The sequence below is a fragment of the Butyricimonas sp. Marseille-P3923 genome, from assembly GCF_900184685.1.
GTDB classification, from domain to species: domain Bacteria; phylum Bacteroidota; class Bacteroidia; order Bacteroidales; family Marinifilaceae; genus Butyricimonas; species Butyricimonas muris.
Map to the genome: position 1 here is coordinate 1,151,346 of NZ_FXXL01000006.1, position 18,270 is coordinate 1,169,615.

28 protein-coding genes are annotated in these 18,270 nt (G+C 44.2%); 24 read left to right on the top strand and 4 right to left on the bottom strand.

What is annotated here, in order from left to right; all coding sequences use genetic code 11:
* The first annotated feature begins 10 nt into the window (after positions 1 to 10).
* The 22 genes from rplP to rplQ all read left to right on the top strand — a co-directional run bounded on the left by rplP (position 11) and on the right by rplQ (position 10,882).
* Positions 11 to 430, top strand: coding sequence for a 50S ribosomal protein L16 (gene rplP, locus CS948_RS10445; protein ID WP_099291617.1), 420 nt, complete (start codon positions 11 to 13; stop codon positions 428 to 430).
* A gap of 42 nt (positions 431 to 472) precedes the next feature.
* Positions 473 to 667, top strand: a complete 195-nt coding sequence (gene rpmC, locus CS948_RS10450) for a 50S ribosomal protein L29 (protein WP_099291618.1) — start codon at positions 473 to 475, stop codon at positions 665 to 667.
* A gap of 6 nt (positions 668 to 673) precedes the next feature.
* Complete coding sequence (rpsQ, locus tag CS948_RS10455; protein WP_018337677.1) at positions 674 to 928, top strand: 30S ribosomal protein S17; 255 nt, start codon at positions 674 to 676, stop codon at positions 926 to 928.
* A gap of 2 nt (positions 929 to 930) precedes the next feature.
* Complete coding sequence (rplN, locus tag CS948_RS10460) at positions 931 to 1,296, top strand: 50S ribosomal protein L14 (RefSeq protein ID WP_018337676.1); 366 nt, start codon at positions 931 to 933, stop codon at positions 1,294 to 1,296.
* A 96-nt stretch (positions 1,297 to 1,392) separates the two neighbouring features.
* Positions 1,393 to 1,716, top strand: a complete 324-nt coding sequence (rplX, locus tag CS948_RS10465) for a 50S ribosomal protein L24 (RefSeq protein WP_099291619.1) — start codon at positions 1,393 to 1,395, stop codon at positions 1,714 to 1,716.
* Between the two features lie 117 nt (positions 1,717 to 1,833).
* Positions 1,834 to 2,382, top strand: a complete 549-nt coding sequence (gene rplE / locus CS948_RS10470; protein ID WP_099291620.1) for a 50S ribosomal protein L5 — start codon at positions 1,834 to 1,836, stop codon at positions 2,380 to 2,382.
* Positions 2,383 to 2,393: 11 nt separating this feature from the next.
* A complete protein-coding gene (rpsN, locus tag CS948_RS10475; protein WP_027201662.1) occupies positions 2,394 to 2,663 on the top strand; it encodes a 30S ribosomal protein S14 in 270 nt (89 codons plus the stop codon).
* Between the two features lie 19 nt (positions 2,664 to 2,682).
* On the top strand, positions 2,683 to 3,078 hold the full coding sequence (gene rpsH, locus CS948_RS10480; RefSeq protein ID WP_099291621.1) for a 30S ribosomal protein S8: 396 nt from the start codon (positions 2,683 to 2,685) through the stop codon (positions 3,076 to 3,078).
* A gap of 15 nt (positions 3,079 to 3,093) precedes the next feature.
* Positions 3,094 to 3,648: a 50S ribosomal protein L6 gene (rplF, locus tag CS948_RS10485; RefSeq protein WP_099291622.1), complete on the top strand. Its 555-nt coding sequence runs from the start codon at positions 3,094 to 3,096 to the stop codon at positions 3,646 to 3,648.
* Between the two features lie 22 nt (positions 3,649 to 3,670).
* The gene (rplR, locus tag CS948_RS10490) at positions 3,671 to 4,027 is read left to right on the top strand and encodes a 50S ribosomal protein L18 (RefSeq protein ID WP_099291623.1); all 357 of its coding nucleotides are present in this window, start codon (positions 3,671 to 3,673) and stop codon (positions 4,025 to 4,027) included.
* 12 nt (positions 4,028 to 4,039) lie between these two features.
* Entirely contained in the window at positions 4,040 to 4,546 is a 507-nt protein-coding gene (gene rpsE / locus CS948_RS10495; RefSeq protein ID WP_099291624.1) for a 30S ribosomal protein S5, read from the top strand.
* A 13-nt stretch (positions 4,547 to 4,559) separates the two neighbouring features.
* Positions 4,560 to 4,742 (top strand): 50S ribosomal protein L30, encoded by a 183-nt coding sequence (gene rpmD, locus CS948_RS10500; protein ID WP_099291625.1) that lies wholly within the window; start codon positions 4,560 to 4,562, stop codon positions 4,740 to 4,742.
* A gap of 30 nt (positions 4,743 to 4,772) precedes the next feature.
* A complete protein-coding gene (gene rplO / locus CS948_RS10505; protein WP_099291626.1) occupies positions 4,773 to 5,219 on the top strand; it encodes a 50S ribosomal protein L15 in 447 nt (148 codons plus the stop codon).
* A 100-nt stretch (positions 5,220 to 5,319) separates the two neighbouring features.
* On the top strand, positions 5,320 to 6,663 hold the full coding sequence (secY, locus tag CS948_RS10510; protein WP_099291627.1) for a preprotein translocase subunit SecY: 1,344 nt from the start codon (positions 5,320 to 5,322) through the stop codon (positions 6,661 to 6,663).
* 24 nt (positions 6,664 to 6,687) lie between these two features.
* Complete coding sequence (map, locus tag CS948_RS10515) at positions 6,688 to 7,449, top strand: type I methionyl aminopeptidase (RefSeq protein ID WP_099291628.1); 762 nt, start codon at positions 6,688 to 6,690, stop codon at positions 7,447 to 7,449.
* A gap of 86 nt (positions 7,450 to 7,535) precedes the next feature.
* Entirely contained in the window at positions 7,536 to 7,757 is a 222-nt protein-coding gene (gene infA, locus CS948_RS10520; RefSeq protein ID WP_018337664.1) for a translation initiation factor IF-1, read from the top strand.
* Between the two features lie 11 nt (positions 7,758 to 7,768).
* The gene (rpmJ, locus tag CS948_RS10525) at positions 7,769 to 7,885 is read left to right on the top strand and encodes a 50S ribosomal protein L36 (RefSeq protein ID WP_018337663.1); all 117 of its coding nucleotides are present in this window, start codon (positions 7,769 to 7,771) and stop codon (positions 7,883 to 7,885) included.
* A gap of 32 nt (positions 7,886 to 7,917) precedes the next feature.
* Positions 7,918 to 8,295, top strand: coding sequence for a 30S ribosomal protein S13 (rpsM, locus tag CS948_RS10530; RefSeq protein WP_099291629.1), 378 nt, complete (start codon positions 7,918 to 7,920; stop codon positions 8,293 to 8,295).
* A gap of 18 nt (positions 8,296 to 8,313) precedes the next feature.
* Complete coding sequence (gene rpsK / locus CS948_RS10535; protein ID WP_099291630.1) at positions 8,314 to 8,703, top strand: 30S ribosomal protein S11; 390 nt, start codon at positions 8,314 to 8,316, stop codon at positions 8,701 to 8,703.
* Positions 8,704 to 8,740: 37 nt separating this feature from the next.
* Positions 8,741 to 9,349, top strand: coding sequence for a 30S ribosomal protein S4 (gene rpsD, locus CS948_RS10540; protein ID WP_099291631.1), 609 nt, complete (start codon positions 8,741 to 8,743; stop codon positions 9,347 to 9,349).
* A 16-nt stretch (positions 9,350 to 9,365) separates the two neighbouring features.
* Complete coding sequence (locus CS948_RS10545) at positions 9,366 to 10,358, top strand: DNA-directed RNA polymerase subunit alpha (RefSeq protein WP_099291632.1); 993 nt, start codon at positions 9,366 to 9,368, stop codon at positions 10,356 to 10,358.
* A 5-nt stretch (positions 10,359 to 10,363) separates the two neighbouring features.
* A complete protein-coding gene (gene rplQ, locus CS948_RS10550) occupies positions 10,364 to 10,882 on the top strand; it encodes a 50S ribosomal protein L17 (RefSeq protein ID WP_099291633.1) in 519 nt (172 codons plus the stop codon).
* A gap of 66 nt (positions 10,883 to 10,948) precedes the next feature.
* On the opposite strand, the gene CS948_RS10555 is transcribed toward rplQ, so the two are convergent.
* Positions 10,949 to 13,426: a TonB-dependent receptor domain-containing protein gene (locus CS948_RS10555; protein ID WP_255301955.1), complete on the bottom strand. Its 2,478-nt coding sequence runs from the start codon at positions 13,424 to 13,426 to the stop codon at positions 10,949 to 10,951.
* 500 nt (positions 13,427 to 13,926) lie between these two features.
* Between CS948_RS10555 and eno the strand changes: the two genes are divergently transcribed.
* Complete coding sequence (eno, locus tag CS948_RS10560) at positions 13,927 to 15,210, top strand: phosphopyruvate hydratase (protein ID WP_099291634.1); 1,284 nt, start codon at positions 13,927 to 13,929, stop codon at positions 15,208 to 15,210.
* 208 nt (positions 15,211 to 15,418) lie between these two features.
* Positions 15,419 to 16,072 (top strand): aquaporin, encoded by a 654-nt coding sequence (locus tag CS948_RS10565; RefSeq protein ID WP_099291635.1) that lies wholly within the window; start codon positions 15,419 to 15,421, stop codon positions 16,070 to 16,072.
* Positions 16,073 to 16,408: 336 nt separating this feature from the next.
* Here CS948_RS10565 and CS948_RS10570 read toward each other — a convergent pair whose 3' ends face one another.
* The 3 genes from CS948_RS10570 to CS948_RS10580 all read right to left on the bottom strand — a co-directional run bounded on the left by CS948_RS10570 (position 16,409) and on the right by CS948_RS10580 (position 18,217).
* The gene (locus tag CS948_RS10570) at positions 16,409 to 17,035 is read right to left on the bottom strand and encodes a DUF6266 family protein (RefSeq protein ID WP_099291636.1); all 627 of its coding nucleotides are present in this window, start codon (positions 17,033 to 17,035) and stop codon (positions 16,409 to 16,411) included.
* 108 nt (positions 17,036 to 17,143) lie between these two features.
* Positions 17,144 to 17,734, bottom strand: a complete 591-nt coding sequence (locus tag CS948_RS10575; RefSeq protein WP_099291637.1) for an N-acetylmuramoyl-L-alanine amidase — start codon at positions 17,732 to 17,734, stop codon at positions 17,144 to 17,146.
* 105 nt (positions 17,735 to 17,839) lie between these two features.
* Positions 17,840 to 18,217: a 3TM-type holin gene (locus CS948_RS10580; protein ID WP_366842289.1), complete on the bottom strand. Its 378-nt coding sequence runs from the start codon at positions 18,215 to 18,217 to the stop codon at positions 17,840 to 17,842.
* Positions 18,218 to 18,270 lie beyond the last annotated feature (53 nt).

The following is an 18,270-nucleotide window of genomic DNA, read 5'->3' on the forward strand; positions in this document are numbered from 1 at the left end:
ATCAAGAGCTATGTTACAGCCAAAGAGGACTAAATACAGAAGGTCGCAGAAAGGGAGAATGAGAGGGAATGCCCAAAGAGGACATGAACTGGCATTCGGATCTTTCGGGATCAAGGCGTTGGAGAACATGTGGATCGAACAACGCCAGATTGAAGCAGCCCGTGTTGCGGTAACTCGTTACATGCAAAGACAGGGTCAGATATGGATTCGTATATTTCCAGATAAACCTATTACTAAAAAACCCGCTGAGGTTCGTATGGGTAAGGGTAAGGGATCTCCGGAAGGGTTCGTTGCTCCGGTTACACCGGGACGTATTCTTTTCGAAGCAGATGGAGTACCTTATGCAATCGCTAAAGAAGCATTGCGTTTAGCGGCTCAAAAGTTGCCCATCGCTACGAAGTTTGTGGTTAGACGTGATTATTCCGAGTAGTCGTTGACTATTTGAATTTCGAAACGAAAAAATGTAAGAGAAATGAAACAATCAGAAATTTGTGAATTAACCACAGAAGAGATAAAGGAGAAGATCGCTACAGAGCAATCGGCCTTGACGAAGTTGAAGATGAACCATGCTGTTTCTCCTCTTGAGAACCCGATGTTGATCCGGGCTACAAGAAGAAACATCGCTAGATTGATGACGGAGTTACGCAAGCGTGAATTAAACAAGTAGTAGAAAATGGAAAGAAATCTTAGAAAAGAGCGTACCGGTCTTGTGGTAAGCAACAAGATGGACAAGTCTATCACGGTTGCTGTTCACTTTAAGGAGAAGCACCCGATTTACGGGAAGTTCGTCAGCAAGACCAAAAAGTTCACCGCCCACGATGAGAAGAACGAATGTAACATCGGGGATACCGTGAGAATTATGGAAACCCGTCCCTTGAGCAAGACCAAGAGATGGAGATTAGTTGAAATCATTGAAAGAGCTAAGTAATCATGATACAACAAGAGAGTAGATTGACCGTAGCCGATAACAGCGGCGCCAGAGAAGTGCTTTGTATCCGTGTTCTTGGTGGTACCAAGAAAAGATACGCACGCGTAGGCGATAAAATCGTTGTTACCGTGAAGAACGCCATCCCGAACGGTGATATTAAAAAGGGAACCGTTAGTAAGGCAGTGGTAGTTCGTGTAAGCAAAGAGTACAGACGTCCGGACGGATCTTATATCCGCTTTGATGATAACGCTTGCGTGTTGTTGAACAACGCGGGAGAAATGAGAGGAACTCGTATCTTCGGACCTGTTGCCAGAGAAGTTCGTGAGGGTTATACCAAGATTGTATCTTTAGCCCCCGAAGTACTTTAAGATTTTAGATTTATGATTTTAGATTTTAGATTGAAAAAATGATCGGAAGTCTTGAAATCATAAATCGTAAATCATAAATCATAAATAATTTATACGATGAGCAAGAAGTTTCATATAAAGAAAGGTGACTTAGTTCAAGTAAATGCAGGAGAAGACAGAGGGAAACAAGGGAAGGTACTTGAAATGATTCCGGATAAGCAAAGAGCTATTGTTGAGGGTATCAATCTGGTAAGTAAACATACCAAACCCAACGCTGCTCACCCGCAAGGAGGAATCATTAAGAAAGAAGCTCCAATCCACATCTCCAACTTGAACGTTGTTGACCCGCAAACCGGAAAGCCGACCAAAATCGGACGCCGCCGGAACGCAGAAGGAAAATTAGTAAGATACGCTAAGAGATCCGGTCAGGAGTTGAAGTAAGAATAAATAAAATTGCAGGTTGTTATAGAGCAACTTGCAATTTATGATTTTAATTTGTAGTTTTGCAGCCGCAAAATGAAAATGATATGCCGTGAGGCATTATAACAAATATTATAAATGAAATACGTACCAAATTACAAAAAGAAGTATAGCGAAGAAATTGTACCGACTTTAATGAAGGAGTTCGGATACAAGTCAGTTATGCAGGCGCCCAAATTGGAGAAGATAGTAATCAATCAGGGTGTGGGATCATCCATTCAGGATAAGAAGATCCTTGAGTTTTCAGTGAACGAGATCGCGACCATCACCGGTCAGAAGCCCGTAACTTGTAAATCAACCAAGGACGTTTCTAACTTTAAATTACGTAAGGGCATGCCGATCGGCGTAAGAGTGACTTTGCGTAAAGAACGTATGTATGAATTTTTAGAAAGACTTATTGTTTCCGCGCTTCCGCGTATCCGTGATTTCAAAGGAATCAACAATAAGCTTGACGGAAGAGGAAATTACACTTTAGGAATAGAGGAGCAAATCATATTCCCGGAAATCGTGTTGGACAGTGTTCACAAGATCATGGGTATGAACATCACTTTTGTAACTTCGGCTAATACCGACGAAGAGGCTTTTGCTCTTCTACGAGAATTTGGATTACCATTTAAAAAGAACTAAAAAAAAGCGAAATGGCAAAAGAATCAATGAAGGCCCGTGAGGTTAAGCGTGCAAAATTGGTAGAAAAGTACGCCGCGAAACGAGCTAAATTAAAAGAGGAAGGAGACTACATTGGATTGAGCCTTCTACCGAAAAACTCCAGTCGCGTTCGTTTGCATAACAGATGCAAACTGACAGGAAGACCGAGAGGGTACATGAGACAGTTTGGTATAAGCAGAATTCAATTCCGCGAGATGGCTTCAGCGGGACTTATACCCGGAGTTAAGAAGGCTAGTTGGTAATATTTAAAAATTTGAAGAGATGACAGATCCAATAGCAGATTTCCTTACACGCATCAGAAATGCAGTGAAGGCAGGTCATAAAGTAGTGGATATCCCGGGATCAAAGATGAAACGGGAAATGACCAAGATCTTAAAGGAAAAAGGATATATCCTGAATTACAAGTTTGAGCAAGATGGTATCAGAAGCAATATCAAAATCGCTTTGAAGTATCATCCCGAGACGAAAATGCCCGCCATTAGAACATTGACACGTGTTTCAAAACCGGGTCTGAGACGTTACACGAATGTAGAGGACATGCCTCGCGTGCTGAACGGATTGGGTATCGCGATTTTGTCAACGTCATTGGGCGTAATGTCTGATAAAGAAGCTCGCCAAAAGAATGTTGGCGGTGAAGTATTGTGCTATGTTTATTAATAAAAAGGGCGGAAAATGTCACGAATAGGAAAATTACCAATAGATATACCACAAGGGGTTACAGTAACTGTAAATCCTAACAACACGGTCGTGGTAAAGGGTCCGAAGGGAGAACTTTCTCAGGACGTACACGGAGATATGATCGTGAAGGTGGAAGGAACTCAACTTGTTGTTGAGCGTCCGTCAGAAGATAAAGCTCATAAAGCCATGCATGGTTTATATCGTGCTTTGATTCATAACATGGTTGTAGGTGTTTCTGAAGGTTACACGATCAAACAAGAGTTGGTCGGAGTAGGTTACAGAGCGAATGCTGAAGGTCAGGTTCTTGAATTAGGGTTAGGTTATTCACACGGGATCTTCTTGGTGTTACCGAATGAAGTGAAGGTGAGTGTACTCAATGAAAAACGTGCTAACCCGATTATTACGCTGGAAAGTTGCGATAAGCAACTTATCGGTCAGGTAGCGGCCAAGATCCGTTCATTCCGTAAACCGGAGCCTTACAAGGGTAAAGGTATCAAATTTGTGGGTGAAGTTCTTCGTCGTAAGGCTGGTAAATCAGCTAAAGTTTAATCACCTGTAAAAAAGTAATGTTATGGCTTTAACTAAGGTAGAAAGAAGAATAAGAATAAAAAGAAGAATACGTAAAGTAGTCTTCGGAACTGCTGAGAGACCTCGTTTGACGGTGTTCCGTTCAAACAAACAAATCTCTGCTCAGTTGATTGATGATAATGCCGGAAAGACATTGGTTTCAGCAACTTCACTCTGCAAAGAGATTGCTGAAAAGAAAGGCAACAAGACAGAACAGGCACAATTGTTGGGTGCAATGATTGCTGAAAAAGCAAAGGCAGCCGGTATCGAAGCTGTTGTGTTTGACAGAAACGGGTATTTGTATCACGGAAGAGTGAAAGCATTAGCAGATGCAGCTCGTAACGGTGGTCTTAATTTTTAAAAGTAGGCGAGCATGGAACAGAAGATTAATAGTGCAGACTTGGAATTGAAAGACAGATTGGTGGCTATCAACCGCGTAACCAAGGTTACCAAGGGAGGTAGAACCTTCAGTTTCTCTGCAATCGTGGTGGTAGGCGACGAGAATGGTACGGTAGGTTACGGGTTAGGTAAAGCTAACGAGGTAACAACCGCTATTTCAAAAGGTGTTGAAGCCGCGAAGAAAAATTTGATAAAAGTGCCTGTATTGAAAGGAACTCTTCCTCACGAGCAAGAAGCTAAATATAGCGGAGCAACCGTATTTATGCGTCCCGCTTCTTCAGGTACCGGGCTGGTAGCCGGAGGTGCTATGCGTGCCGTATTGGAGAGTGCCGGGATTAAAGACGTGTTGGCAAAATCGAAAGGATCATCCAACCCTCACAACTTGGTAAAAGCTACTTTTGCGGCTTTGAAGTTATTGAGAGATCCCCGAATGATTGCTCAGCAGAGAGGCATTAGTCTTGACAAAGTGTTTAACGGATAAAACTGAATGAACGATGGCAAAGATTAAAATTACACTGGTAAAAAGTAGAAGCGGTAGCGATAAGCGTCAGCTTGGTACTTTGAATGCGTTAGGCCTCGGAAGAGTAAACAGTAGTGTTGAACACGAAACCTCACCCCAGATCATGGGTATGGTAGCCAAGGTTAAACACTTGGTTCGCGTTGAGGAAGTAAAGTAATTGTCGAACCTATTTTAAAGATAGTATACAATGGATTTAAGTAGCTTAACACCGGCTGCCGGATCAACTCACAGAGAGAAAAGAATTGGTCGCGGTCAGGGTTCCGGAAAAGGAGGTACTTCTACAAGAGGACATAAAGGTGCGAAATCAAGATCGGGTTATAAATCCAAGATCGGTTTTGAGGGAGGACAGATGCCTTTGCAGAGACGTGTACCGAAATTTGGCTTTAAAAATATAAATAGAGTAGAGTATAAAGCTATTAATGTAGGGATGCTTCAGGATTTGGCCGAGAGAGAAAATCTTACAGTAATTGAAAAAGACGTTTTGATTCAAGCCGGATTAATGTCTAAGAACGATCTTCTTAAGGTATTAGGTGATGGAGCGTTAACTACTAAGTTGGAAGTGAAAGCTAATGCTTTCTCCGCTAAGGCTATAGCAGCAATTGAGGCTGCGGGCGGAACGGTAGTTAAATTGTAAGATTAAAAATTTGGGCGTTTAAAGTTGTTTTTAAAATAGAATTACTATTTTTGAAGCAACTTTAACAAAACCCAGATCAATGCCTTAAAAGAAAGAACTTATGAAGTTATTTGATACATTAAAGAACATTTGGAAAATAGAGGAGCTCAAGACTAGGATTTTAACTACGCTTGGGCTTATTCTCGTTTACAGGTTAGGAACAGAGATCGTACTGCCCGGTATCGACCCTCATGGCTTGCAGGCCTTGAAAGATCAAACTTCCAGCGGCGTTTTAGGCTTGTTGGATATGTTCTCGGGGGGAGCGTTCTCGAATGCGTCGGTATTTGCTTTGGGTATTATGCCTTACATTTCCGCCTCCATCGTGGTGCAGTTATTGGGAATTGCAGTTCCTTATTTCCAGCGCTTGCAGAAAGAAGGAGAGAGTGGAAGACGTAAGATTAACCAAATCACGCGGTACCTTACTTTAGTTATCCTCGTATTACAAGGTTCGGCGTATCTTACAAACTTAAAAGCTCAGGTGCCTGTAGAGGCTTTCGTGTCTACCGGTTTTTGGCAATTCCAACTTCCCTCTATCGTGATTATGGCGGCAGGCTCCATGTTTGTCCTGTGGCTGGGAGAGAGAATCACGGATAAGGGAATCGGGAACGGTGTTTCGATCATCATCATGATTGGTATCATCGCTCGTTTGCCATTTGCTTTCGTTGCAGAAGTAACTTCCAGAGTGACTCAACAGGGAGGAGGATTAGTAGCTTTCCTGATCGAATTGATAATATTGTTTCTCGTGTTCTGCGGTTCCATTCTACTTGTACAGGGAACGCGTAAAGTGCCTGTACAGTATGCCAAGAGAATCGTGGGTAACAAACAATACGGTGGTGTTCGTCAATACATTCCGTTGAAAATCAACGCTGCCGGGGTTATGCCTATCATTTTCGCTCAAGCTATTATGTTGTTGCCGGTATCTTTGATTAATTTCTCCAATGCGGAGGGATTGTCCGGGTTTGCAGCGGCATTCTCTGACTTCACCGGGTTCTGGTATAATTTCACGTTCTTTGTATTGATTGTTGCGTTTACTTATTTCTACACGGCGATCACGGTAAATCCGATGCAGATGTCAGAGGATATGAAGAAGAACGGCGGATTTATTCCGGGAGTAAAACCGGGAAGAAAAACTATGGAGTTCCTTGATACGATTATGTCGAGAATCACTCTTCCGGGATCTATCTTCTTGGGAATTGTGGCTATTCTTCCGGCTTTCGCTCAAATATCGGGCGTGAACCATCAGTTTGCCCAATTCTATGGAGGTACATCTTTGTTGATTTTGGTGGGTGTAGTTTTAGATACATTACAGCAAATCGAGTCTCACTTGTTGATGCGTCACTACGACGGGTTGATGAAGTCGGGACGAATCAAAGGTAAAAATCCTGGCGGACCTGCTGCGTATTAAAGAAAAATATTGTACTTTCGCGACATGATTTTTTTAAAGACACAGGAGGAGATTGAGTTATTGCGGGAAAGCAACCGATTAGTAGGAAAGACTCTGGGTGAGGTGTCCAAACACGTTCGCCCGGGTATTTCGACTTTAGAGTTGGACAAGATAGCGGAAGATTTTATCCGTTCCAATGGTGGCATTCCCGGATTTCTCGGGTATGGAGGTTTTCCGAACACGCTTTGCATTTCAGTGAATGATGAAGTGGTTCATGGAATACCGTCCTCTCGTTGTTTAGAAGAAGGTGATGTCGTATCCGTTGATTGTGGGGTTGTGAAGAATGGCTTTTACGGGGATAGCGCCTATACGTTTGCTGTCGGGGAGATTAGCGATGAAGTGAAAAAACTTTTACAAGTGACGAAAGACAGCTTGTACAAAGGGATAGGACAGGCAGTAGCGGGAATGCGGACAGGAGATATCGGTTATGCCGTACAATCATACGCCGAAGCGAACGGTTTTTCCGTCGTGAGAGAATTGGTAGGACACGGGGTAGGGAAGAATTTGCATGAAGAACCTCAGGTTCCGAATTACGGTCGCCGGGGACAAGGTTGTAAGTTGAAGGTAGGGATGGTGATAGCCATTGAGCCTATGATAAACATGGGAGTGCGTAACGTGTTTCAGATGGCGGACGGGTGGACGATCAAGACAAGAGATCATTTGCCGGCAGCCCATTTCGAGCACACGATAGCTATCGGAAAAGGAGAAGCTGATATTTTGTCAACATTTGAATATATAGAAGATTAGGAAATTGTAAATTGCAAATTTTAGATTGTAAATTGGGAAATGAAGGGTTAATTTAAAATCTAAAATCTAAAATCTAAAATTGAATTATGGCGAAACAGCCTTCAATAGAGCAAGATGGAGTGATAACGGAAGCATTGTCGAATGCTATGTTTCGTGTCGAACTGGAAAACGGGCATATCATTACGGCTCATATTTCAGGAAAGATGCGGATGCACTATATAAAAATACTTCCGGGAGATAAAGTGAGAGTGGATATGTCCCCTTACGATCTCACGAAAGGTAGGATAACATTCAGATATAAAAATTAAATTGTAGAGCAATGAAAGTAAGAGCATCTGTCAAGAAGCGTAGTGCTGATTGCAAGATTGTAAGAAGAAAGGGCGTTTTATTCGTCATTTGCAAGAAGAACCCGAAATTTAAACAACGTCAGGGTTGATTATTAATTAAGTAAAAACGTAAAAGAGTTTTATGGCAAGAATCGTTGGTGTAGATTTGCCCTCAAACAAAAGAGGGGAAATAGCTCTAACCTATATCTTCGGTATAGGTAGAAGTAGTGCCAGGACCATATTAGAAAAGGCCGGCATCGATTTTGACACTAAGGTAAAGGACTGGAATGACGATCAACTAGCTGCTGTACGTAAGGTCATCAATGATGGGTACAAAGTAGAAGGAGAGTTGAGAACATCGGTTCAGATGAACATCAAACGACTGATGGATATCGGTTGTTACAGAGGAATCAGACATCGTATCGGTCTTCCCGTAAGAGGACAGAGCACGAAGAACAATGCCCGCACGAGAAAGGGTAAGAAGAAAACTGTTGCTAACAAGAAGAAAGCAACTAAATAATTGATAAGAGATTGAATTATGGCAAAGAAGTCTACATCTAACAAGAAACGGCTAGTTAAAGTAGAGGCCGTGGGACAAGCACACGTTCATTCATCTTTTAATAACATCATTATCTCTATGACGAACGCTAACGGACAAGTTATCTCTTGGTCATCGGCAGGTAAGATGGGATTTAGAGGATCAAAGAAAAACACCCCTTATGCAGCCCAGACGGCAGCTACCGATTGCGGTAAAGTTGCTTTCGACTTGGGTATGAGAAAAGTTAAGGTATATGTTAAAGGACCGGGTAACGGTAGAGAGTCTGCAATTCGTGCGATCCACGCTTGCGGTATCGAGGTTGCCGAGATCATTGACGTTACGCCGCTTCCGCACAATGGATGTCGTCCTCCGAAACGGAGAAGAGTGTAATTAATATATTGGGTGTAATTTTAAAAATCAAATAGAAATGGCTAGATATACAGGACCTAAGTCTAAAATAGCAAGAAAGTTTGGTGAGCCCATTTTTGGACCGGATAAAGCGTTAGAACGTCGTAACTATCCTCCTGGACAACACGGAATAGCTCACCGTAGAAAGAAGATTTCCGAGTACGGAACTCAATTGAAAGAGAAACAAAAAGCCAAATATACTTACGGTTTGTTGGAAAGACAATTCCGTATCTTGTTTGAGAAAGCCGAGAGTAGTAAAGGTGTTACCGGTGAGGTATTGCTCCAATTGTTGGAGTGCCGTCTGGATAACGTCGTTTATCGTTTAGGTGTAGCTCCTACGCGTGCTGCTGCTCGTCAGTATGTATCTCACAGACATATCACCGTGAATGGTAAAGTATGCAACATCCCGTCATGTCGCATCCGCCCGGGCGATGTTGTAGCTGTCAGAGAAAAATCCAAATCTTTGGAGGTGATCAATGATTCACTGAGAGGGAATAGAAGTAGCAGATACTCTTGGTTAGAGTGGGATGCTGCCGCTATGAGTGGGAAACTACTTAATGTACCGGAAAGATCAGATATCCCGGAGAACATTAAAGAGCAGTTAATCGTAGAGTTATATTCTAAGTAGTAAAATAAAAATATATATGGCAATATTAGCTTTCCAGAAACCGGACAAAGTAATCATGCTTGAATCAACGGAAAGATTCGGTAAATTCGAATTCCGCCCGTTGGAGCCAGGTTACGGCATCACTATTGGTAATCCACTACGCAGAATTTTGTTGTCTTCTTTGGAAGGCTTTGCGATTACCGGTATTAAAATTCAAGGTGTAGATCATGAGTTCGCGACGATCCCCGGTGTCATCGAAGATGTGACCGAGATTATCTTGAACTTGAAACAGGTTCGGTTGAAAAGAAAAGTGGAGGACGTGGAGTTTGAAAAGCTAACCGTTACTGTTTCCGGACAAGAGACGTTTGCTGCCGGTGCTATGAACCAGTTCCTGAAAAGCTTTGAAGTTTTGAATCCGGAATTGGTGATCTGTAACATGGATACTGCCACGAGCCTTGAGATAGAATTAACCATTCAGAAAGGACGCGGTTATGTTCCTGCTTCAGAGAACATGCCTGCAGACGCTGAAATCGGGGTAATTCCTATCGATGCTATTTACACGCCGATCAAGAACGTGCAATACGAAATCGAGAACTACCGCGTGGAGGGTAAGACCGACTACGAACGTTTGGTGTTCGAGATCGAAACCGACGGTTCTATCAACCCGACGGATGCGTTGAAAGAGGCGGCTAAAATTTTGATCCATCACTTCATGTTATTCTCTGATGAAAAGATTACTCTCGAAACAGAGGATAAATATGGAAACGAAGAGTTCGATGAAGAGGTATTGCACATGCGTCAGTTGCTGAAAACAAAATTGGTGGACATGGATCTTTCCGTTCGTGCACTTAACTGCTTGAAGTCGGCTGAGGTAGAAACTTTAGGGGAGCTTGTTCAATTTAACAAGAACGACTTGTTGAAGTTCAGAAACTTCGGTAAGAAGTCCTTGACCGAGTTGGAAGCCCTTCTGGAGAACAACAACCTTGAATTCGGTATGGATGTTGCCAAGTATAAATTAGACAAAGAGTAAGTAAGATGAGACATAATAAGAAAGTTAACCATTTGGGTAGAACTAGCTCGCACAGACACGCGATGCTTTCTAACATGGCTTGTTCTTTGATTCTTCACAAGAGAATCCGAACGACAGTTGCTAAGGCTAAGGCTTTGAAGGTCTATGTTGAGCCGCTTTTGACTAAGGCCAAAAACGACACGACTCACTCTAGAAGAACCGTGTTCTCTTATCTTCGTCGTAAAGAAGTTGTTGCTGAAATGTTTAGTGACATCGCGGAGAAGATTGCTAACCGTCCGGGAGGTTACACCCGTATTTTGAAATTGGGTAACCGTTTGGGTGATAACGCGGAAATGTGTATGATCGAATTGGTTGATTACAACACGACTTACACGGAAGTGAAGAAAGAAGAAGTGAAGAAAACGACTCGTCGTAAGAGATCTACTTCTGCCAAGAAAGAAGCCGCTCCTGTTGCAGAGGCTGCTGCTGAAACTTCGGTTGAAGAAGCTCCGAAGACAGAGGAGGAAGCTCCCAAGGCTGAATAATTTGAAATTCAGATATAAAGAAACCCCGGACGTGAGTCCGGGGTTTCTTTGTTTGTTGGTTACAAACTAAAATTCCTCTTCTATGCCATTCATTTCATTCTGTTGGCGTTGTTGTTTTTTGGGGGTGGCTTTCATGTTGCCGAAATTGTAGCTTAGGGTGAAGCGGAATACTTGCCCTTTTCTCCAGCTATCGCTATCTTGACGGAAGCCGTTGCCGGAGGTGACACTATGCCAGTTGCGGGAATTAAGGATATCCTGTACGTTTACGCTGAAAGTAACTTTCCGGTTGAAGAACGATTTCCGGGCACCGAGATCTATGCTGTAATTGGATTTCCGGTGTCCTTGGGCAATGATCCGTCTCGAATTATAATTCCCCGTTGCCTGTAGGGAAATAGCGTAGGGAAGCATGGCATTGGCGATCATTTTGGCATTCCACGAGAAATTATCATCTTTTTCCCCTGTTACCGGGGTGTCGGTTCCTTCCGGCGTGTACGAGAAGCCGTCCAGCTTGTTGTAATAGAGATTCATGGTGGTCGTTATATCCAGAAAGCTGAAAAATTTGTTTTTTGCCACGATTTCGGCTCCGGTGGACGACGATCGCGTGATATTGGCGGAAGTGCTTTTCATCACGTCTCCCTCGCGGTAGCGGATACGTTGGATGACATCATCCGTGTTCCGATAGTACGCGGAAAGTGAAAGCGTGTGTTTTTCCCAGTTCTTAATGTAGTTTACCTCGAAGGAGTTGGAGAACTCCGGATCGAGGTACGGGTTGCCATACGAGATATTGAGCGAGTCAGTCATGTTCACGAACGGGTTTAGCTGCCATCCGCGGGGACGGGAAATGCGACGGGTGTAATTTATTTGTACTTCGTTGTCTTTCGGCAGGCTGTACGAAAGAAATACACTGGGGAACAGACTGAAGTAATCATTTTTGTAAGGTTTCACCTCGCTCCGGTGTTCCCCGTAACCCAATGATTTCGTTTCGGTATCCGTGTATTCTCCCCGTAACCCGACTTGTACCCCGAATTGGTTTAATTTGGTCGAATACGTGGCATATAGAGCCTGTATATTCTGGTCGTATATGTATTTGTTGAACAATAGTTCGTCCAGCACGGCAGATGCTTCCGTTGCCCCGGAATAGGTTTCCACGGGACTTTTCCGGTTGCTGAGCGAGCCTTTGTACCCGGCTTCCACTTTACTGTCTTCGCTGAATTTATTTACATAGTCCACTTGAAATTCCCATGATTGGCTGCGGTTGTCGCTTTCCTGTTGTTGCCATGAAGCGGTTTCTTTTCCTTCCGGGTAAAACGAGTGTTGCTTGTACGTGTCCGTACCGTCCGATTTCCACAAGTCCCATGAAGCGCGGGCAGTGATGTTGCTGTTTTTATTGAATTCGTGTTTATAGTCCAGATTGATATTATTGCCGTTCGACGAATTCTTGGAATGCGTCAGTCGTTCGCTCGTGGTGAAAGATCCCGGCACGTTGCTCTCGTAACGGATCATATTGTCCGATTTCCGATCCCCGAAGTGCGCGAATGCTTCCAGACTCAAGTGATCCTTGGGGGTAAAGTTATAGGTAATTCCCGCGCGGACGAATACCGAGCTACCGTTCCGGTCACTTTTTCCTTTCTGGTTCAAGTAGGAAACGGGGTTACCTGCTTCGTCCGTGTTCGTGCGGTTGGTATTGTCTTCCCCCTCCGATTTCCTTTGCCGGTATCCGGCGTTCAGGTAGGTTTCCACTTTGCCGCTATTGTAGTTTATATTGGCGCTGGCATTATAGCCGCCCTGTGTATCGGCTCCGGTTTGTATGCTTCCGTAATAGCCTGCTTTCCGGTCTTTTTTTAGGATAATATTGATAATGCCTGATGTCCCTTCCGGGCTGAATTTTGCCGAGGGATTGGTGATCAGTTCTATCCGTTCGATACTTTCCGCCGGAATCTGCTCAAGTATCTGTGCTTGGTTATCCGCGGTCAAGCCGGATGCTTTCCCGTTAATCCAGATCGTCACGCTGGAATTACCCCGCAGGGAGATTTCCCCCTCGTTGTCCACTTCCACGGAGGGAATATTGCCGAGAATATCACTTGCCGATCCTCCCGCTTGAGAGATGTTAGAGGCCACGTCAAAAACCTTTTTATCAATCTCGAACCTCATTTGAGCGCGTTGCGCGACTACTTGAACTTCGCTGATTGCTTGGGTATCTTCCTCCAGAAGGAGGTTGCGCAGGTTGATATTTCTCTCTTTCGAGGAGATCGTGAACTCCTTTTCCAGCGTCCGATACCCGATATAGGATGCGGAGAGAATATAAGTACCGTTTTTAATTCTACTCAAGTGGAACACTCCGGTGGAGTCGGTCACTGTTCCCGTGACTAACGTTTTGCCGGAATCTTTTGTCCGGATACTTACGTTTACAAACTCTAGGGCTTCTTTTGTCTTCGCGTCGATAATCTTCCCCTTGATACTTCCCGTTTGTCCGGTTTGCGAGAACACGGCAGTGCCCAATAAGACAAGGAAGATAGTCAAGACGACATCTTTCATTTTACTCATACACTTTATACACAATTTTGAACATTCCTCGGAGAAAGACAAGTCAATTTTAGATTTTAAATTCTAAATTTCAAATCGCTTGTATCCTTGATCTTCCTCCGTGACAATAAGACAAATTTAATCGGAAAAGGTTTATAATGTCCTTGAAGTTTACTTTATACCTTTCTTTTTTTACGTTAGAAGAGGTTGTTAAAATAAAAAATTTCCCAAAATGAAGATAGTAACCAGCTCTCCGTCTGCTTCGCATCCTCCTTCTCTATAAACAGAGGAGGAGCTGGAATACAGTCTTGAACGTGGGAAAAGAGGTATATAGAGAGGAACTGTTTATAGTGGAGGTTGTGGTAGTGGTTTTATTCAGAAGTGATGTTCTCGATAGATTCTTGACTTTATGCATTTTATAAACTTTAAAAACTTTATAAACTATTTCGGGTGACTTTTTCGTTTGTTTTACGTACCTTAGTCACAACAATTTATTTACCAACTTTTTAAAGTAAAGAAGAATGTACATTACTGAAGTTATAGGAAGAGAAGTGTTGGATTCCAGAGGGAACCCGACAGTAGAAGTAGATGTTCTTTTGGAATGTGGAGTGATGGGACGTGCTGCTGTGCCGTCCGGGGCATCCACCGGAGAACATGAAGCATTGGAATTGCGTGACGGTGATAAAAAAAGATATGGCGGTAAGGGTGTGACCAAAGCCGTGAATAATGTAAACACGGTGATTGCCGATGCGTTGTTGGGAATGGAAGTGACGGATCAAGTCGGTATTGACCGGACGTTGCTTGAACTTGACGGAACCCCGACCAAGAGTAATTTGGGCGCCAATGCTTTGTTGGGCGTATCTTTGGCTTGTGCCAAGGCTGCTGCCAATGCTTTGGAGATGCCGTTGTACCGTTATATCGGTGGGGTAAATGCTAAAGTTTTACCGGTTCCGATGATGAATATTATTAACGGGGGTTCTCATTCCGACGCTCCGATTGCTTTTCAGGAGTTTATGATTCGTCCCGTGGGGGCGGAATCTTTCCGTGAGGCTTTGCGTATGGGCGCCGAGGTTTTCCATAGTTTGAAAAAAGTACTTCACGATAGAGGATTGAGTACGGCTGTCGGCGACGAGGGTGGTTTCGCTCCCGCGTTGAAAGGGACAGAGGATGCGTTGGAATCTATTATAAAGGCTATCGAGGCTGCCGGGTACAAGGCGGGCGAGGATGTAATGATCGGTTTGGATTGCGCTTCTTCCGAGTTCTACAAGGATGGTATTTATGACTATTCCAAGTTCGAGGGGGCCACGGGTGCTAAACGTACTTCCGCGCAACAAGTGGATTATCTGGAAGAGTTGATATCCCGTTATCCGATCGATTCTATCGAGGACGGAATGAGCGAGAATGACTGGGATGGCTGGCAATTGCTGACAAAACGTATTGGTGACCGTTGCCAATTGGTAGGTGATGACTTGTTCGTGACCAACGTGCAATACTTGAAGAAAGGTATTGATATGGGGTGCGCCAATTCTATCTTGATTAAGGTAAACCAGATCGGTACTTTGACCGAAACGTTGGATGCTATCGAGATGGCTCATCGCGCAGGTTACACTTCGGTGACTTCACATCGTTCCGGGGAGACGGAGGATGCCACGATTGCCGACATCGCTGTTGCCACGAACTCCGGTCAGATCAAGACAGGTTCATTGAGCCGTTCCGATCGTATGGCAAAATACAATCAATTGCTTCGTATCGAGGAAGAATTGGGTGATAGCGCTCAATTCCACGGTCGTAAGTTTTCTAAGTAGATTACGAATTTTATAAAATAGTGAAAGTGTCCTGATGAAGGGCACTTTCACTATTTTTATCGTGTAACTTGCCATTGGAGATGGTGAAAAATAATGGCAGATGTGAATAATGGAAAGATATTTTTCTTAAACTTGTTGTTTAAATGTACAAGTGTGTTGCAATAATCGTGTGTTATTGTAATGATTATCAATCTAAATAGCAAGAATTATGAAAAAGTATTTAGCTGAAATGATCGGAACGATGGTTTTGGTGCTTATGGGATGTGGAAGTGCGGTGATTGCCGGAAGTGAGATCGGTTTCTTGGGTATTGCGTTTGCATTTGGTTTGTCCGTGTTGGCAATGGTTTACACGATTGGTAGTATTTCCGGTTGCCATATCAATCCGGCGATTACGTTGGGTGTGCTCTTGGCGGGACGAATGAGTGGCAAAGATGCCGGTATGTATATGTTGTTTCAAGTCATCGGTGCCCTTATCGGTTCGGCGATTCTTTACGTGATTTCTTCCGGAATGGGATTGGAAGGAACAGGTGCGAACATGTACGGGGAAGGTAATGCGGTGCCTGCTTTCGTGGCGGAATTTGTCTTTACCTTTATCTTTATTCTGGTTGTACTGGGGTCTACCAGTGCCAATGCACCTGCCGGGTTTGCCGGGCTGGCTATCGGTCTTGCGTTGGTGTTGATTCATATTGTTTGTATCCCCGTGACGGGAACATCCGTGAATCCGGCAAGAAGTATCGCTCCGGCGTTGTTCGAGGGTGGTAAGGCGTTGAGCCAATTGTGGCTGTTTATCGTGGCTCCTTTCTTGGGTGCTGTTTGCGCTGCCGGGGTATGGAAATATTTCGAGTGCCAGAAATGTAAATAAGATCAATATGTGATTTGATACGAAAAGTTTTTAGGGCTATAACCCTAAAAACTTTTCTTTTTTAGATACTTTTTAGGGGTATAACCCTAAATCAGTTTCTCCTGTCCCATTGTCGTTTAAGCCAAGCGACGATGATGGAACTTAGTACACCGCCCAGCAGGCTGACCGTTCCCGCGATCAGACTGTCTGCTATTTGCGAGAGAAAGGTGTTGATGCTGAGGGTGAAGAACATGCCGGTAAGAAAATAATTCATACAATTGAAAATTGAAAATGAAAAATTCCGGCCGCCCGAGAGCGATGCCTGTGCGGCTGGAATCTGAAATCTAAAATCGTAAATCACTGAATCAATAAGCTGTCGGAAGCGCTTCTACCGTTTTTCGTGGTGGCGAAGCAATAGACATGGACTTTTGAGGCATCCCAGTCTTCCGGGAGGGCGTAGCTGGTGCTGCCGCTTTCTCCCCGGTCACGGAGTGCGACCAGTTTGGTGCGGTTCATGGTTTCCTCGAGCAAGACGGCGTACACTTTGTCATTCGGGAGGGCAAAACCGTCTTCGCTTTCTTGTGTTTCTTGCATGAACGAATACTTCTTCGTCTCTTCGGTGTACTCTGCGCTTACTTTGGGAGGGTAGAGCATACCGTTTCCCAGCAATAAATGCTCGTAGTCGATCGTGGTGTTATACTTTTCGTCAACCACGATAGCGCCCATGTTGGCGGCGGTGAAGGCATTCGAGGGTGAGCCTTTGCCGATTCCCGCGAATCCTTTCCGGATGACGGGCAGCGCTCTCCGGACGATTGCCGTCAAGGCTTTCATTCGGGCTCGCTGTGCCAGTATTTCCGGGGTTTTGACATCTTTGCGGGCGAAGATTTTCGCCTTTGCAATGTTTTGTTTGTTCACGTAACATGTGGTTACGTTACCTACTGATTTTCTGATTTTTCCGAGTAAATAGGAATTGAATTTTGCCATAACTTAATAATTGAAAGTTGAAAATTGAAAATTGAAAATGAATTTTGCACCCTTTGCATGGATCCGATACATCGGATGCAAATTTTTTAATATTGAACCTGTAACTTGTTACTCGCTCCTGCCGAGTAACAAACTCTCCAACGTGATCTCCGGGAGTGCGGGACCCGGATCGAGTTTACGGGAGGTGATGTCCGAGTGGTGCAGGATGTGGTAGATGGGGTACGCGGAGATTAGCAGGCGACATACTTGGCGCAGGGTTTCAACTTGTGCGTCGGTGTATTTGTGCCAGTACGTGAGTTTGTCGTTCGCATAGTCCGCGTAGACCTCGGAAGGCATTACTTCCACCCCACATTCGGCGAAAAAACGTTCGCCTTTTCTTTGCAGTTTTCCGAGGTTGTCGAGTTCAATGCCGATAGAGAAATGATTGAATTCGGCACGTCCCCGGTAGTAGCTGCGCCCGGCGTGCCATGCCTCCACGTTGAAGGGCACGAGTTGGATGAGCTCCCCGTCACGGGCGATCACGAGGTGGGCGGATGCTCCCATGTCGGGGCGGCAAAGATAAAGTGCTGATGATAGGGCGTTTCTGCCTGCCGTGTAGTGTAAGACGATGGTGTCCGGGTCTTTCAGCAATCTGGTGTTTTTCGAGCAAGTCAAGTGAACTGCATGGCAGTCTACAAGACGATGGTTTAGTATGTCCACGGTAGAAATTTAGAATTTAAAATGAATTATTCTGTGATTGTCGATTCAATGATTTTGTGATTGCAAGGGAACGTTGTTGGTGTAACCTCAATCGTAAATCATAAATTAAAACCGGCGTCGTTTCCGGGTGATGGTTTGTAAAATTTTTTCTCCGCCGCGTCCGATGACATAACCGCCAAGACCGATTTCGAGCAAGTCCCAGAAACGGGAGGTGTCAGCGAGGGTAGGCAGGCTGACGAATGTGCCCGTGAGGATGATGGTCGCGAATGTCAGCATCACCAAGGGGCGCCACGAGCGTTGCAGCCAATTGCCTCGGGCTTCTTCCCGGAGTACCGAACTTTGTTCTTCTGCCAGTTTTTCGACGTGTGTCTGGAGTTTTTCAGTCAGTTCCGCTTCCAGTTGTCTTTTTTCTCTCGCGGGGAGAGTCAGGCGGTCTACTGTTTCGCCAATCGCGTTGATAAGTGTTGTTAAAGGTTTCATCATATCTTTGTTTTTTTGTCGGGACAAAGATATAGCCATGATTTTCCTTTCCCGTT